Origin of the sequence: Methanocalculus sp., from assembly GCF_030651615.1 — an archaeon.
Lineage (GTDB): Archaea > Halobacteriota > Methanomicrobia > Methanomicrobiales > Methanocorpusculaceae > Methanocalculus.
The window spans coordinates 1-13,259 of record NZ_JAUSCG010000149.1 but is presented as its reverse complement, the minus strand read 5'-3'; the positions used below and the strand labels follow the sequence as shown (position 1 = coordinate 13,259).

Sequence of the window (13,259 nt, the reverse complement as noted above, 5' to 3'; positions counted from 1 at the left end):
GTCCGGGATCGGGTTCATCCTGGCATCGATCGGTGCCGCAGTCGGACTCGGCAACATCTGGCGGTTCTCAACCGTTGTCGGTCAGAACGGGGGTGGAGCATATCTCATCCCTTTTCTCCTTGCGGTTCTTTTAATTGCCCTTCCTCTGATGATCCTTGAGATCAAGGCTGGGCGGGCACTTGCTGCGGATGTTGTCACCGCTTTTGAGACGGTACACCGCTATTTCTCAAAGGTCGGCTGGCTGTTGGTTGCGGTCGGTTTTGTTGTTCTGAGTTATTATCTCGTCATCACCGGGTGGACGCTTGCGTTTGTTCTCTTCTCACTTCTTGGAACCGAAGGGCGGTTTACCTCGTTCACCGCGGGTTATCTGCCGGTCCTCTTCTTCATCATCTCCGCTCTTCTGACCGGCGGTGTGGTAGCTCTTGGTGTGAAGGAGGGGATCGAACGGGTGACACGCCTGCTTATTCCACTCAGTTTTGTCATCCTCATCGGGCTTGCCATCTATGCAGCGACCCTGCCCGGCTTTGCTGAAGGGCTCTCCTTCTTCCTCACCCCGGACTTCTCGGTGCTGACCGATCCTGCGATCTGGGGGGCGGCATTTGGACAGGCGTTCTTCTCGCTCTCGGTTGGCACAGGTATCCTCCTCACCTATGGATCGTACCTGAGACGATCTGTTCCGATCGCCAGATCTGCTGTGTATATCACGATAGCAGATGTGTCTGTTGCGATCCTCTCCGGCCTGATCATCTTTCCGATCGTCTTCACCTTCGGTCTTTCTCCGTCGATGGGTGCTGAACTCACCTTCACGATACTCCCGGAAGCTTTCTCGATGATCACGTTTGGTGCATGGATTGGGTTCTCTTTCTTCCTCCTCCTCTTCTTCTCGGCCTTAACCGCAACCGTCTCGATGATGGAGATGCCGCTTGCCTCACTTGTTGCACGACAGGGGTTTTCGCGAAGGAAGGCGAGTCTCCTCCTCACCGGCGCTGTGATCCTTGTTGGTCTTCCTTCAGCTCTCAGCTACTCGGCATTGAACCTTCAGGTGGCAGGTATCCCGGTTCTCGATCTCCTTGATGAGACAGCCGGATCCTTTGGTCTTCCCCTGACTGCACTCTTAACGGCAATTGCATTCGCCTGGCTTCTTGACCCGGTTCTTTTACGGGAGAAGGGAGGAATGAAAGGGCCGGTTCCTCATCTCATCCTGAAGATCTGCCGGTATCTGATACCTCCGGTACTGGTGGTGATTATACTCGTACTTGGGCTGAACCTGCTTCGTGGCTGACCGATATACTGATACAGAAGAATGATCTACTTCTGATCACTGATGGCTGACGAAAGCGACGAGATAACGGGATATATGCTTCAGACAGCGGAGATGATCATCCGGGTGGCAGAGCGGATGAATCAGGAGGATGCAGGAGAGCTCATCTCCCTGATCCTCTCAGGCAGGAGGATCTATGTGACGGGTGCCGGGAGATCCGGTCTTGTTGCAAAGGCCTTTGCAATGCGGCTGATGCACCTTGGTTTCTCATCATATGTCATCGGTGAGACGATAACACCGGCATTTGAATCTGAGGATATGCTCGTTGTCTTCTCCGGCTCCGGGGAGACAAACTCGATTGTGAATGCCTGTGATATGGTGCATGATCTTGGTGGATGGATCTGTCTCATCACGGCGTATCCAAAATCCCGGGCAGGAGAACTCGCGGATTATATCATCGATATCGGAGAGTCCTCCGGAGATAACCGTGACAGCCCGCAGGAGTATGAACTCCGGCAGATCACCGGTCAGTACAGGTCGGTATCTGTTCCGATCGGGAGGGGTGCACTCTTTGAGATGGCGGCCCTCGCCTTCTCGGATGCGGTGATTTCTGCTCTGATGGCTGCACGTCATCTTGACCCGGAGGAGATCAGACGGCGCTTCTCAAATATGCAGTAAGGATTTCAGTTCTTCTCCCTGATTGATCTCGCTGCCGAAAAGGCAGTCGAGAAAGCCGCCTGAAGGTTGTATCCCCCGGTATCTCCATCGATATCGAGGACCTCCCCGATGAAATAGAGGTTTTTGATACGCTTTGACTCCATCGTCTTTGGATGTACCTCATCAAGGGCAACCCCGCCACGGGTTGCCATCGCCTCTTCAAACCCGCCGACACGCCTGATCGGAAATGTCCAGTCGGTGAGGAGACGGAGGATCTCATTTCTCTCCTCCTTAGTAAGGTGGGCTGCGGTGCAGTCCTCTGCAACTCCTGCTGTACTGAGGAGGCGCTGGATGAACCGTGCAGGAACAGGAACCGTTGATAGGACGGTCTTCACAAGCCTCTTCCCAGATGTTGCCGATCCCTCGGTGAGAAGTGCATTGATCTCTTCACGCTCCTTTTGTGGAAGAAATGCGACAGAGAGGGTATCGCCTGGGCTGACGAACCGGGATGCGTGGAGGATCACCGGCCCTGAGAGGCCACTATGGGTGAAGAGCAGGTCACCGGTCACCTTTCTGACAACTTTTCCATCTCTCCTCACCGAGACGGTGACACCATCAAAAGAGATGCCCGCGAGATCAGTGAAGGGATACTTCTCAGGGTATATCGGAGCGAGTGCAGATCCGACTTCTTCTATTCTATGGCCGAGTGCTTCTGCGAAAAGGTACCCGTCACCTGTTGATCCGGTGGATGGGTATGATGCTCCACCTGTTGCGATGACGAGGATATCTGCTCTGAATTCCTGTCCGTCTGTTCTGATCAGAAATGCATCTCCTGATCGCTCAACCGCAAGAACCTGACTCCCGGATCTGATGAGCACACCGTTTTCCCGGCAGGTGCTGGTGAGAATTGAGAGGATATCATCTGCTCTGTCGGATGCCGGGAATATCTTCTCGTTCTCGTCGGTGATGACCGGGCATCCCCGCTCTTCAAAGAATGCGATCAGATCCCGGTTGGTAAATCCTCTGAGTGCCGGTTTGAGGAATGCTCCGTTATCCCCATAGTGTCCGAAGAAGCCGCGGATATCGCCGCCATGCGTGAGGTTGCACCGCCCTGACCCGGTGATCAGAAGCTTTCTGCCCGGCTGCATCTTCTTCTCAAAGAGGATCGTCCGCCTCTCCTTTGATACGGCATGTAGTGCGCAGAAGAGGCCTGCCGGTCCACCTCCGATGATTGCAACAACCGTATCAGACATTCGTCTCATCCCTCTTCGCAGCGAGGATCAGCGCTTTCAGTTCTGCTGCGGCCCGTGTAACATCCCTTTCTCCGACGACCGCAGATATGACCGCTACACCCTCTGCTCCGGCAGCAATGACCGATCTGAGATTATATCTGGTTATCCCCCCGATCGCGATGACCGGAAGACGGGTGGCCGAAGCGATCTCTCCCAGGGTGACGAGTCCATGTCCATCCCCTGCATCATCTTTGGATGTAGTCGAAAATGTCGGGCTCAAAGCGAGGTAATCGGCACCTGCTCTCTCTGCCCTGATCGCCTCTTCAACCGATCCGACCGATACACCGATGATAAAATCTCCTGGAACCATCTTCCTTGCCTCTGGAACAGGGAGGTCATTCTGACCGAGGTGTACGCCGTCTGCTCCGCTTGCGAGGGCGATGTCGAGGTCATCATTCATGATGAAGAGTGCATTGGCATCTTCGGTGAGAGACCGGATCAGAGATGCCGTTCTATAGAGAGCAGATCCGGAGATCTCCTTATCCCGAAGCTGTATGCAATCCGCTCCACCGAGGAGCGCCAGTTCTGCAAGCTCCGAATGCGATCGACCAAGACCGATCTTCTCGTCGGTTATAACGTACAGATCATATGCCACGCAGGACCTCCACTTGAGCATCTTTTGCGAGGTGCTCGGGTGTCAGTGATGATAGCTCATCAAAGAGTGCAGTTCTGAATGAGTAGGGGCCAGAAGCCGCTCTCCCCGCTCTTTCCCCGGCAAGCCCGAAGATGGCAAGTGCAGCAGCAGCTGATCGCCCGGAGTCATCTCCGACGGCGGCACATGCGCCGACAACAGATGCGGCCATGCATCCGGTTCCGGAGAGGCGCTCCATCATCGGGTGCCCGTTTTTGATCAGGTACACTTCGTCTCTTCCGGTGACGATGTCCGTTTCAGCGGTCATTGCAACAACAGTACTCCATCGTTTTGCACACCTGAGAGCGACCTCGGCCGGGTCGCCTGTACATCCCCCTGAGTCGACCCCCCGGACAGTCCCCCCGCTCCCGGCAAGAACCCCGATCTCGCCTGCGTTCCCTTTCAGGATTGTGACTGTACATTCGTTTAAGATACGCTCGGCACTCTCTGTCCGGAGTCTTGTTGCCCCGACGCCGACCGGATCAAGGATCACCGGAATACCGCGTGTATTGGCGGCTTTACCTGCTGCGATCATCGCATCCACCTGATTCGGTGTGAGTGTGCCGATATTTAAGACAAGAGCACCCGCAATCATGGCCATCTCAGCCGCTTCTTCGATTGCGCCTGCCATCACAGGAGCGGCACCAACAGAGAGGGTGATGTTTGCACAGTCATTGATCGTGACGGTATTGGTGATATGGTGAATGAGAGGTCGGCTGGATCTGACCTCTCCAAGAAGTGCAGCTGCATACTGATTCATCTGATCATTATTATCCCTGAGGAGAGAAAAGTGAGATGTTCCGAAGACCCTGTCTCGGCTTTATTCCTTTGTGCTTTTTCCAGGGAAGACATGAACTGATGTTGCTTTAAACGCAATATATACAGAATCCCCGATACCCAGTTTCGCCTCCTCAAAACCCTGTCTTGTAAGCGCGACGACTAACGTCACCCCAACATCGACTATAAGCCTGATCATCGCGCCGCAATGGCGTATATCACAGATCTTTCCCGGAAAAGCGTTTCGTATGGGTGATGCAAGAGGTTCAGTTGAGATCAGAATTTCTTCTGGACGGACAGAGATGTACACGTTTCCTTCTACTTCAGAATGAGCTCTGACAATGAAATTATCGATTGATATATGAACAATTCCGTTCTCAGCTGTTGAGGTGCCTTTGAATATATTTGTAGCACCGACAAATTCTGCTACAAAATGGTTCTTTGGTTTTCTGAAGATCTCGTCAGGTGTGCCCACCTGAATTATTTTACCTTCATTCATAATGGCAACACGATCGGCGAGATCAAATACCTCTTCAAAGTTATGGGTGATATGAATAATCGTCGTCTTTGTGATGTCGTGAAGACTTTTTAACTCTCTCCGGAGATTTTCCCGTGTTTTTGCATCCAGTGCACTGAGTGGTTCATCCAGCAGGAGTGCCCAGGGATTCATTACCATCGCACGAGCGATAGCAGCCCGCTGCTGCTCTCCTCCGGAGAGTGTATCAGGATAGCGGTGGAGAAGGTGAGCAATATGGAGCATGCCTGCATATTTCTCAACCGCCTTGTTTATCTCCCCAACCTGAATTTTCTTTGATCTCAGGCCAAAGGCGATGTTTTTTCTGATGGTGAGATGGGGGAAGAGCATGTAATCCTGATACACCATCGTGATATTCCGGTCCTTCGGAGGTGCATAGGTAATATCATTCCCATCCAGATGAATCGAGCCGCCATCAGGCTCATAAATGCCTGCAACAGTTTCAAGAAGTATTGTCTTGCCTGCTCCGGTTGGTCCGATGATCACGATGTATTCTCCTTTGGATATCTCAAGAGAGGCATGATCCAGGAAGAATTCTCCCATATCCTTGGATATATTCTGTATCTGTAACATCCAACCCCCTATAATCTGGCGAATCCGCCGTACCGTTCGAAGATATAGAGCGAAAGAAGGCTCATGAAGATCAAAATCGTTGCTGCTGAGATGGCAAGATCCAGTTTTCCGCATGACATATTCAGGAAAAGCGAGATTGGCAATGTTTCAGTTGACATACGGGTTGCCCCCGCAAGCATCAATGCAGCACCGAACTCGCCGATGCCTTTTGCCCAGGTGATGACCGATCCGGCAAGGAAACCATTGGCTGCCATGGGAAGCGTAACCCTCCAGAGTGCCTGCGTGTCATTGCAGCCGAGTGTTTTGGCCACGTACTCATAACGAGGGCTGATCCCTTCAAATGTTGAACGCATAATGCGGAGCATAAACGGGACATTCACAAAGAATTGTGCTACAATAATGCCGAGTGGAGTGAAGACAAAGACAAGCCCTGCCATGGCAAGCGCCTCGCCAACGGGTGTTGTTCCAAAGAAGAGCAGCAGTCCGACACCTGCAACAAGAGGGGGAAGGGCAAGTGGCATGTCGAGAATGGTGTTTACCACATGCTTCCCGGGAAAATCATATCGCGCCAGTGCATAGGCTGAAGGAACGCCGATTAAGATGCAGAGTCCCGTTGAGATAAACGATGTAAGCAGGCTCAGGTATATTGCAAAATGGATCTCCGGCGACTGGAGTGAGTTTAACATCCCCTCAAGAGTGGGATGGCTCATAATCAGAAGCAGCAGGAGGACAATGAAGAGAGCAAGCCCTACACCTATGGCAATTGTGGCAACCCTGAGTGGGGATTTGACCCTACTCTTCATAAATTGATCCTCTTTCGATCCCTCAGTGCTTTTGGAGTGCTGTTCCATTCTGCGATGCCATCAAAGTGCTGGTCATCAACCCATCCACTTGAGACTTCATTTCTGTTGTCAAACTGAAAGACATAGGGTTTGATATCAATGAGGGGGGTTTTGTCCAGAATGTCCACGCCTTTAATGGTTAGAATATTTCCTTCGACTGAAAGGAGCCGGACTATTGAGATGCCAAGGGGATTTGGTCTGTTGAAGTGTCTGATGGCAAAGATTCCACGTGCTTTTTCAACATCAAGAAATGGTTTCTGGAGCAGAGGTCCGCCCTGTGCACGGTGAAAGTGATAGAGGAGAATGATATGTGAAAACGATTCGATCTCCTGCAGACCCTCGGCATATTCTGAAAAGACCTCTACTGTGCCGATTGATTCATTGAATATTCCCTGTATTGGAGTTTCCTCCTGAATTGTAAATTCTGAATGGATGAGACCTATTGGGTGGTAACAGATCTCTATAGCTTTGATAGTGTTGTACTGTTCATTCATCTGTAAAATCACCCTTGAAAAATAGTGTTGTTAGATCTCCCCATAATAAGGGTCAGGGTATGTGACGAACCCATGTGCAGTAAAGATCGCTTTTGCTTCATCTGAAGCGACAAAATTGACGAACTCTCTTGCAGTCTCCGGGTATTCAGAGAAGGTAAGGCTGCCAATCGGGACAACTTTCACGATATTCTGTTCCTTTGGTATATCGATCCTGTCCAGTTTTTCACTCTCAAAGAGGTCTTCAAAGATAATCGCAGCATCTGTCTGCCTGAGGGCGGTGTGCACAATAAGTTCGTTCACGGTCGCAGTGCGTGCAATGGTGTTTGCCAGCACTTCATCCAGAATACCGTTCTTCTTCAGGAGGCTGTCAGAGAGAGTACCGATTGCTGCGGCTTCTGCGTCTCCGAGCTCGACTTTGATACCTGGTTTTGCAAGATCTTCAAGGGAAGTGATTCCTGCCGGGTTCCCTTTGGGAACAATGATGATCGGAACGTGGTAGACAACATTTGCTTCGGTGTCAATGAACCCCTTTTCACGGGCGGTATCAATATACGATGTTGCACCTGGCATGTATGCATCTCCCTGCTTCGTCAGCTCCATTTGTGAGAGGAGCGTGTTTGATCCGCCATAGTTGTAATGAATTGCCACGCCTGTCTTCTCTTCAAATGCTATTGCGATGTCGTCCATCGGTTCACGCATCCCTGCTCCGCAGTAGACGAGCAGTGAGTCAGGTTGTGTATTCTCTTCACCCGCGGTTGTTGTACCGGTGCATCCGGAAATACAAATAAATGCTGTTACCAACAGCATTACCAAAATAAAGCCACTTTTAAAGTTCATAGAGAAAGGTGGCGGATCGGCTACGATAAATATATGTGTTCATGCAGTTAATTTTTATGGATTTGTCAAATTAATTAATTTTACTTTAATAAGCTTCCGCGCGAAGAATGATGAAAAAAAATCACGAGAGAAGATGGATAGATCGTGAGGATGGTGATGGCGTTTGTTACGTCGTTTATTGATAAGAATCGATAGTAGTGAATACGAAGTGGAGTGTAGAGTGGATCAATCTATCCAATCATCCATCTGCCTACAGGAACCGTGATCACAAACCGTGCTCCTCTGCCAAATATGCCCTCTTCATGGATTTTGATCCCGGAGATGGCAAGGATCTCATGTGCCAGAAATAGGCCATAACCGTTATTCTTCCCCACTTTACGTTCAAATATCCGCTCTTTCATCTCATCGGGGACCCCGCATCCATCGTCCTCCCAGATGATCTGTTCTGTGCCATTCACCTCTCTGAACGATAGGGTGACCGACGTTGCTGTCTCCCCATGCCGGATGGTGTTGTCCATCAGGTTTGAGAAGACTTTTGGAAGGAGCCGGTCTGCAAGGATCATCCCGGGAGGGCAGTTGTTGTTAATCGGGATGCCTGACTGTGCAAGGGGCTCGACTATTGCTGTGATCTTCTGCCACTCTGCATCAGAGACACCGATCTTCTCATACTCCTTCATGAACGAAATCGATCTCTGTATTGTTCCGACGGAGCCGGTAACCTTCTGCAGGTACGTAGCGATCTTCTCGTCATCATTCTGTTCCGAGATGAGTTCGAGATATCCGAGGCTGGCGACCAGCTGGTTCTGGATGTCGTGGCGGGTGACTCCTGAGAGGAGGCGGAGTTTTCTGTTGAAGAGTCTGAGAGTCTCTTCTGCCATCTTCTCTTCGGTGACATCACGGTTGACGACGATTGCACCATGTAATCTTCCGTCATCAAGGATGACCGGTGCGGTATAGTTGTAGATAAGACGTTTCTGACCGTCAAAAGAATCGATCTCAAGGAGCTCGTCGGTGATGGTGACTCTTTCACGTATACTTCGGGCAAGAGCCCAGTCGTCAGGTGCAATCTCTTCACCTGATGGGAGCCTTCGGGCGCGGAATACTCCATACTCTTCGATACCTACATGCGGTTCAGCCCCCCAGATGGCAACACCTGCGGGATTTCCTGTGATGAGGTTTCCCTCTGAATCTGCAATCCAGAGACCGACAGGAAGGATCTCCATCACCTTTGAGAGTATCTTCTCACGGATTATGATCTCCCCTTCAGCCTGTTTTAAGTCGGTGATGTCAATGAGAGAGGTGATGGAGGCGTTCTCCCCAACAAGCAACCCGATTGAGATGAGTATGATCCGCTCCTCACCGTTTCGCCTGATGAACCTGAACTGGTACTGTCGTGGAACATCCCCTCCCTGACGGCGTGCCCGGTGATAGCCGATTATCCTTTCACTATCGTCGGGATGAATGAAGCTCAGGGGTTTCATCTTCCCTTCAATCTCATCTGCTGTATATCCGGAGAGCTCTTCGAAGAGGGTATTTACCTTTGTAATTATCAGATTCTGATCAAATATGGCAACGGGAGAGCCGGTACTCTCGAAAATTGCTCTGTACCTCTCCTCGCTCTTCCTGAGATTCTCCTGGGCAGCAGAGGTCTCATCCAGCTGCTGGCGCAGTTCTTCCTCCTGTACTGTCAGCTCTTCATGTGCGTCAAGAAGTTCGTCTTCATGCAGCCGCTGCTCCGTTACATCACGGATCGATTCGATTGCACCAGTGACCCTCCCCTCTTCATCATAGAACCGTGATGCGGTTGCCCAGAGCACCCTCTTATCCCCCTGTGTCGAGGCTGACCGTGTTTCGGTGATGAAACTCTCCCCTTTCCTTCTGATGTCGGTATAGTGCTCGTCTGCCTCGTCAAAATTGCCTTTGAGGACATAATCGATGAGGACCGGTCTCCGTTCGCCATAGAAGAGGTGGGAATATTCATACTCTCCTCTTCCGACCACGTCGTCCGCACCGATCCCGGTCATCTCCTCGATTGCCCTGTTCCATGCAATCACCTTCCCCTCAGAGTCGATCGCAAATGTGGCATCTGGGAGGAAGTTTATTATGTCAGAGAGTCTTCTCTCGCTCCGTCTGATATCCTGCTCTCTTTCGGCAAGATCGTCATAACTTGCTCTCAGCTCCTCTTCGGTTGCGGTGAGTTGTTCATATGCGGCATTCAGTTCATCAAGGTTCTCTGCAATCTTTCTCTCTGCCCTGCGGGAATTGACAGCAAGCCGGATCTTATGCGAAAGTTCTGCAAACTGGGCGCGTGGGTTGCCGCCCTTCTGGATATAATAATCCGCACCACTGTTCAGCGCCTCGATAACCACCTCCTCACGCCCTTTTCCGGTGAAGATGATGAAGGGTTTTGTCGATCCTAAGGCTCTTATCTCTTTTAAAAGTGTGATTCCGTCTTTTGCCGGCATCTGGTAATCTGAGATGATGGCATCATGGATTCCATTCAGGATCAGATCCGGTGCCCGCAGGGAGTTGTCAAGGATATCGACAATAAAGTCTCCTGTCTTCTCAAGAAAGAGCTTTGTCAGATCAAGGAGTGCCGTTTCGTCGTCTATATAGAGGATGCGAATTGGGTTGTTCTCTGCCGGATCGGACATAAGGTAATCTGGATATAAGATCTCTTATGAATTTAAATGGATCTATCCGCTAATCAATATCATAACCCCCTATTAAAAAAATAATGGTGTAATTGCGGTATAAAGGTATGAAATTGCATAAAAGGCTTCACCGGGTTCATGGGGTGAAGAGTGCATATTATATAATAATGGGTGTTTTCTTCTAATAACCGGAGGTTCCATCTCATGTCCTGTGTATCATCACTCTTGCGTACCTGTACCGTTCTGTTCCTGCTCTTTGCATTCTTCACAGGGGCTGCCCAGGCAGCCGGACCCTCAGTCATCATCACCGATCATACGGTTGTCCCGGCTGTTGTGATGCCGGGAGAGTATGCACTCATCTCTGTCACGATCATGAATGCGGCAACGACCTCGGTGAAGACCGATTCGACGATCCTGTCATCGGTCTATAGTGTAACATCATCTGAGAGTGCTGATGTGCATCTGGTGATCGAGAGTGTCTTTCTTGACGGCAGGGGTGATATTATGGTGGTGGAAGGGAATTCGGCATTCACCGGGGTTATCGGCCCCGGTCAGTCGGTTGATCTCACCTTCCTCATCAGGGCTCCTGAGAAGAATGGCATCTACTTCCCAAGACTCCGGGTTCGGGTTCGGGGGGGTGAGAGCGTCATCTACCCGATTCCTGTGAACGTGAATATGCCGATCTATTCGATGAAGACTCCGATTATTCAGGTGTCTCAGGAAGAACTCCCTTTTGTGAAGCCAGGGGAGACATTTCAGACAGAGATCTCGGTGGTGAATATCGGGCAGACCCGGGCAGACGATCTCACCGTCTCTGTCGGGACAGGGGACCGGGCAATAGCAGCGATTGGTCCTGTCATCTCATCATATCAGGTCCTTGCACCAGGTACCATCATGGTGATCCCGCTCTCCTTCCGGGTGGGGAGAGAGATCGATCCCGGCCTCTACGACCTTCCGATCAATCTGAAGTACCGGCTCCCCGACGGCTCTCTGCATCAGGAGATGGCTGTATGTGCAGTGGATGTGCGGGGTTCTTCAACAATCGCGGTCTCCTCGGTAAAGACAGATCCATCCACCATCACTGCAAACACGCAATTTGATCTGATCATCAGGCTTGAAAATACCGGGACCGGAAGGGCGACTTCAGTGTCGGCTGTCATTGACATCCCGCTATCAGGAGGCCGGGAGGCATTCATCGGGACAATCAGGCCGGGAAATGATGCCCCTGCAGTATTCCGGCTGAATGCGGGTGGCGGTGGGGATATTCCTTATACTCTCACCATCCGGTACTCGGATGATTATGGGGATCATCTGATGGAGCAGCCGATCACTCTGGTGGTGAAGGGTCAGGGGACGGAAGGATGGGTGTTTGCTCTTCTTATTGTCATAGTGTTTGCTGCTGCAGGGTACTATCTCTATAGGCAGAGAAAGCAGGGGTGATTTCGGATGCTCTCCGGTATCCGTGTCTCACTCTTCCTTGCCTCACGGGCGATCCTCCGGGGTGGCAGGATAGGTACTCTCTTAAATATCCTGATCATCGCGATGGTCTTTACAAATATGATCCTCCTCTCGGCGATCATCGGCGGAGCAGTGAATCTCTTCCATGAACAGACCGTTGACTACATCACGTCAGATATTGTCATCAAACCCGATCAGGATGAGCGGACGATACTGAATGTCGATGAACTCCTTGAACGGGTCAACCGGGTTCCGGGTGTCTCCCGGGCCTCGGCACGGTACGCCCTTGGTGCGACACTTGGCTATAAGGGTTCATCGGTGAGTATTCCGATCACCGCCTTCAATCCACGGGATGAGGTGGAGGTGACCCGGATCCATACGCGGGTTATTGAAGGTGACTTCCTCTCACCGGGAGATGATGGAATACTCCTTGGCCAGTTGGTCGCTGGTCATGAGGATTCTGGACTTGACTTCTATGATTCACTCGGTGGTGTTGCGGTCGGCGATTCGATAACAGTGATGTATGCAAATGGTGTCTCCCGGGAATATCGTATAAAAGGGCTCTTCTCGACGAAATCATATCAGGCAGATTACATGGCATTCATCTCATGGGAGGAGATGAACACAGTTCTTGGCACTCGGAATACCGGGGCAACCGAGGTGCTTGTCAGGACAGTGTCGGGTGAGGATCCCCTGGTTGTGAAGATGCGGCTCCTTACATTCGGGGTCCAGGAGAGAGTTGAGACCTGGGAGGAGGCGATGACACAGATCATCGCCGATTCGATGGAGACATTCTCAATCATCGACCGTATCTCGCTTGCAGTCAGCCTCATCATCGCGATAGTGGTGATCGGGATCGTCTTCACGATCAAGACGATCAACCAGCGTCGGCAGATCGGAATCCAGAAGGCGATTGGGATCTCAAACCGGATCATCATCGGGAGCTATGTTGCCCAGGTCCTCTTCATCTGGCTCTTTGGTTCACTGGCCGGAATGGTGGTTGTGAATCTCCTGCTCTTCTACTTCTCGGCAAACCCGCTTGAGTTTCCTGATGGTGACGTGGTTCCGGTCTTTGAGATGGCAACGATGCTTGAGAATGTGGCATGGCTTGCGGCCGCCTCCGCACTTGCCGGATTTTTGCCTGCATGGCGGATCACACGGGAGAATACCCTGGATGCGATGAGGGGATGATTCAATGATTGAAGTTCGTGATCTCCAGAAGACATACAGGATGGGAGATGTGTTTGT

General features: G+C 51.2%; 12 protein-coding genes. 4 read left to right on the top strand and 8 right to left on the bottom strand.

From position 1 onward, the window contains the following. Both Q7V06_RS06525 and hxlB read left to right on the top strand, forming a co-directional pair. A partial coding sequence (locus Q7V06_RS06525) for a sodium-dependent transporter (protein WP_370650819.1) occupies nt 1–1,282 on the top strand: 1,282 nt, incomplete at its 5' end. Between the two features lie 42 nt (nt 1,283–1,324). After that, nucleotides 1,325–1,939 carry a 6-phospho-3-hexuloisomerase gene (hxlB, locus tag Q7V06_RS06520; RefSeq protein WP_304839746.1) on the top strand — a complete coding sequence of 205 codons (615 nt, stop codon included), beginning with the start codon at nt 1,325–1,327 and terminating at the stop codon, nt 1,937–1,939. 5 nt (nt 1,940–1,944) lie between these two features. On the opposite strand, the gene Q7V06_RS06515 is transcribed toward hxlB, so the two are convergent. The 8 genes from Q7V06_RS06515 to Q7V06_RS06480 form a co-directional block, all read right to left on the bottom strand. Next, nucleotides 1,945–3,171 carry an NAD(P)/FAD-dependent oxidoreductase gene (locus tag Q7V06_RS06515; protein WP_304839744.1) on the bottom strand — a complete coding sequence of 409 codons (1,227 nt, stop codon included), beginning with the start codon at nt 3,169–3,171 and terminating at the stop codon, nt 1,945–1,947. Further along, nucleotides 3,164–3,805, bottom strand: a complete 642-nt coding sequence (gene thiE, locus Q7V06_RS06510) for a thiamine phosphate synthase (protein WP_304839741.1) — start codon at nt 3,803–3,805, stop codon at nt 3,164–3,166. The genes Q7V06_RS06515 and thiE overlap by 8 nt, the downstream gene beginning before the upstream one ends. Continuing rightward, the gene (gene thiM, locus Q7V06_RS06505) at nt 3,795–4,601 is read right to left on the bottom strand and encodes a hydroxyethylthiazole kinase (protein WP_304839740.1); all 807 of its coding nucleotides are present in this window, start codon (nt 4,599–4,601) and stop codon (nt 3,795–3,797) included. Before thiM ends, thiE begins: the two co-directional genes overlap by 11 nt. Before the next feature lie 60 nt (nt 4,602–4,661). Continuing rightward, complete coding sequence (wtpC, locus tag Q7V06_RS06500) at nt 4,662–5,726, bottom strand: tungstate ABC transporter ATP-binding protein WtpC (RefSeq protein WP_304839738.1); 1,065 nt, start codon at nt 5,724–5,726, stop codon at nt 4,662–4,664. A gap of 8 nt (nt 5,727–5,734) precedes the next feature. After that, entirely contained in the window at nt 5,735–6,529 is a 795-nt protein-coding gene (locus Q7V06_RS06495) for an ABC transporter permease (RefSeq protein ID WP_304839735.1), read from the bottom strand. Continuing rightward, the gene (gene tsaA, locus Q7V06_RS06490) at nt 6,526–7,062 is read right to left on the bottom strand and encodes a tRNA (N6-threonylcarbamoyladenosine(37)-N6)-methyltransferase TrmO (RefSeq protein WP_304839732.1); all 537 of its coding nucleotides are present in this window, start codon (nt 7,060–7,062) and stop codon (nt 6,526–6,528) included. The genes Q7V06_RS06495 and tsaA overlap by 4 nt, the downstream gene beginning before the upstream one ends. A gap of 30 nt (nt 7,063–7,092) precedes the next feature. Continuing rightward, nucleotides 7,093–7,899: a molybdate ABC transporter substrate-binding protein gene (gene modA, locus Q7V06_RS06485; RefSeq protein ID WP_304839729.1), complete on the bottom strand. Its 807-nt coding sequence runs from the start codon at nt 7,897–7,899 to the stop codon at nt 7,093–7,095. A 230-nt stretch (nt 7,900–8,129) separates the two neighbouring features. Continuing rightward, nucleotides 8,130–10,553, bottom strand: coding sequence for a PAS domain S-box protein (locus Q7V06_RS06480; RefSeq protein WP_304839727.1), 2,424 nt, complete (start codon nt 10,551–10,553; stop codon nt 8,130–8,132). Nucleotides 10,554–10,757: 204 nt separating this feature from the next. Here Q7V06_RS06480 and Q7V06_RS06475 point away from each other — a divergent pair, with 204 nt between their 5' ends. Together Q7V06_RS06475 and Q7V06_RS06470 are read left to right on the top strand one after the other, a co-directional pair. Continuing rightward, nucleotides 10,758–11,993: a COG1361 S-layer family protein gene (locus Q7V06_RS06475; RefSeq protein WP_304839725.1), complete on the top strand. Its 1,236-nt coding sequence runs from the start codon at nt 10,758–10,760 to the stop codon at nt 11,991–11,993. 6 nt (nt 11,994–11,999) lie between these two features. Next, nucleotides 12,000–13,202: an FtsX-like permease family protein gene (locus tag Q7V06_RS06470; RefSeq protein WP_304839723.1), complete on the top strand. Its 1,203-nt coding sequence runs from the start codon at nt 12,000–12,002 to the stop codon at nt 13,200–13,202. Nucleotides 13,203–13,259: the final 57 nt, after the last annotated feature.

What these genes read in the sequence shown, in the direction of transcription:
- hxlB (WP_304839746.1), top strand. Translation starts at nt 1,325, where the DNA reads ATGGCTGACGAAAGCGACGAGATAACGGGATATATGCTTCAGACAGCG.
- Q7V06_RS06515 (WP_304839744.1), bottom strand. Translation starts at nt 3,171, where the DNA reads ATGTCTGATACGGTTGTTGCAATCATCGGAGGTGGACCGGCAGGCCTC.
- thiM (WP_304839740.1), bottom strand. Translation starts at nt 4,601, where the DNA reads ATGAATCAGTATGCAGCTGCACTTCTTGGAGAGGTCAGATCCAGCCGA.
- wtpC (WP_304839738.1), bottom strand. Translation starts at nt 5,726, where the DNA reads ATGTTACAGATACAGAATATATCCAAGGATATGGGAGAATTCTTCCTG.
- Q7V06_RS06495 (WP_304839735.1), bottom strand. Translation starts at nt 6,529, where the DNA reads ATGAAGAGTAGGGTCAAATCCCCACTCAGGGTTGCCACAATTGCCATA.
- tsaA (WP_304839732.1), bottom strand. Translation starts at nt 7,062, where the DNA reads ATGAATGAACAGTACAACACTATCAAAGCTATAGAGATCTGTTACCAC.
- modA (WP_304839729.1), bottom strand. Translation starts at nt 7,899, where the DNA reads ATGAACTTTAAAAGTGGCTTTATTTTGGTAATGCTGTTGGTAACAGCA.
- Q7V06_RS06480 (WP_304839727.1), bottom strand. Translation starts at nt 10,553, where the DNA reads ATGTCCGATCCGGCAGAGAACAACCCAATTCGCATCCTCTATATAGAC.
- Q7V06_RS06475 (WP_304839725.1), top strand. Translation starts at nt 10,758, where the DNA reads ATGTCCTGTGTATCATCACTCTTGCGTACCTGTACCGTTCTGTTCCTG.
- Q7V06_RS06470 (WP_304839723.1), top strand. Translation starts at nt 12,000, where the DNA reads ATGCTCTCCGGTATCCGTGTCTCACTCTTCCTTGCCTCACGGGCGATC.